Origin of the sequence: Gordonibacter sp., from assembly GCF_036667095.1 — a bacterium.
Taxonomy (GTDB): domain Bacteria; phylum Actinomycetota; class Coriobacteriia; order Coriobacteriales; family Eggerthellaceae; genus Gordonibacter.
Window position 1 is genome coordinate 1 of the sequence record NZ_JAVWUP010000327.1, and the last position, 2,114, is coordinate 2,114.

Consider the following 2,114-nt stretch of genomic DNA (forward strand, 5'->3'; position numbering starts at 1 on the left):
GAAACTTAGCTAGAGGGCCAAGCGCTCGCACAACGGTGTCGTAGGGTGCGTTCTCAGACAATAGAGGTGATTGGAACAAGCATTCAGTTTCTGCACCACCTTGAAAGAGGTGAATGCTGCAGCCTTTTCGTGTAGTAAGCCTCGGGATTCCGTGCGGTTTTGAGGGTGCATAGACTCGGGATTATGTGTGTTTTCAAGGTTAGTAAACCTCGGGATTCTGTGATATTTTGCAGTATAAGAACCAGCGGAAAGTGTGATGTCTTATACTAAAGAGGCGCATAATCGATGGGAGTGTTTATGTTTGAAAGAAAAAGCTATGCAAGGCTCCTTGACTGGAAAGAATCTTCAGACGGCACAACCGCCTTACTTGTAGAGGGCGCTCGGCGTGTTGGGAAAACAACGCTTACCAAGCAGTTTGCCGAACAAGAATATGCCGACTTCATTTATGTCGATTTTTCAAACACAGGGAAAGATCTACTCGACTTATTCCGGGATTACCGGGGCGATATTGATACGTTTTTACGAATGCTTCAGCTCTATTTCTCAAAGGAGCTCCCACGTCGTAACGCGGTCATTATTTTTGATGAAGTGCAGAGATTTCCGCCTGCACGGGAAATGATCAAGCACCTTGTGGCTGACGGACGTTTTGACTATATAGAAACAGGATCGCTGATTTCTATTAAAAAAAACGTTCAGGATATTTTAATTCCATCAGAAGAAGAACGGCTATCGCTTTGGCCTCTGGATTTTGAAGAGTATCTTTGGGCGCTTCAGAAAAAAATATTGGCTGACGAAATACGTCGCGCATGTTTAGCGCAAACTCCGTTACCTGCAGCGATACACCGGCAGTGTGAGCGCCTGTTTAATGAATACATGCTGGTAGGCGGCATGCCTCAAGCTGTAGCGGCCTTTATCGAGGATGCCGATTTTGCACGCTGTGATAAGGTAAAGCGTCGCATTTTAGCGCTTTATGTAGAGGATATGGCCAAATTTGGAGGCCTTGATGGCAGGAAGGCGTACGCCATTTTTCAGGAGATTCCTGGCCAACTTTCCGCAGGAAGCAAACGGTTCAAATTTACAACCCTCGGCAAATCAGCTCGATACCGCGAATATGATTCGGCATTGATGTGGCTAGCAGATGCTCGTGTGGCAACTGTTTGTAGGAAATGCAATGACCCCAATGTTGGTTATCGTCTTACCGCTGATGAAAGCGCGCTGAAGTGCTACATGGCAGATACCGGCCTGCTGATGAGCCACGCTTTTGCGGACGGTAAAGAAGCACTGGAAATCTATCGCGCAATACAATTCGGCAGGGTTTCGGTAAATAAGGGAATGATTGTAGAAAATGTTATTGCGCAACAGCTTACTGCGGCGGGTGATGAACTGTTCTATTATGCCTGGGATGAACCGGCACCAGGGGATGGAAAACCTCGCCACCGACCCAGGGAAATCGACTTTCTTATTACGCGGGCTTTTGCTGATGCCGCTGGTAAGCCGCGCGTTTGCCCTATAGAAGTAAAGTCGTCAAAGTCCTATTCAACGGTTTCGCTTGATGCTTTTCGCAAACATTTTGGGAAGCGAATGGGTGACGAAATCATTTTTCATCCCAAGCAATTGAAGAGAGAGGGGCAAAGACTCTACTTGCCCCTCTATATGTCGTTTTGCCTATGATGGACTGATAGGGACGGTTACGTTTTTTGTACCTTGGCGAGAAACTATGCCCGCGGTTTACTCTGTTGTGGTAAAGTTGCTAACACTATGAATATAACCGACGAACAATTTGTGCTCATTAAAGAGCAATTCAAGACGTTGAAGCAGCGGTCTGCTTTTTACGCCTTGATTTTCGACGGTATCGATATAGCCGATGTGCAAACGCAGGCCGATTTTGAGAAGCTGCCGTTTTCCGAAAAGGACGATTTGCGCCGCGTGTACCCTTTAGGGCTCGCTGCTGTTCCGGAAGAAGAAATCGTGCGCATCCATTCTTCATCGGGCACCACGGGCACGCCGGTTATCATTCCCTACACCGCACAAGATGTGGAAGATTGGGCTATCCAATTTGCACGCTGCTACGAAATGGCGGGCATCACCAGCCGCGATCGTATTCACATCACGCC

Annotated in this window: 1 protein-coding gene and 1 pseudogene; both read left to right on the plus strand. The window is 47.5% G+C overall.

The window, feature by feature from the left end:
- The first annotated feature begins 285 nt into the window (after window positions 1–285).
- Window positions 286–1,671, plus strand: coding sequence for an AAA family ATPase (locus RR842_RS14260; RefSeq protein ID WP_332730243.1), 1,386 nt, complete (start codon window positions 286–288; stop codon window positions 1,669–1,671).
- A gap of 87 nt (window positions 1,672–1,758) precedes the next feature.
- Window positions 1,759–2,114: pseudogene (locus tag RR842_RS14265) on the plus strand (phenylacetate--CoA ligase family protein); the annotation flags it as partial.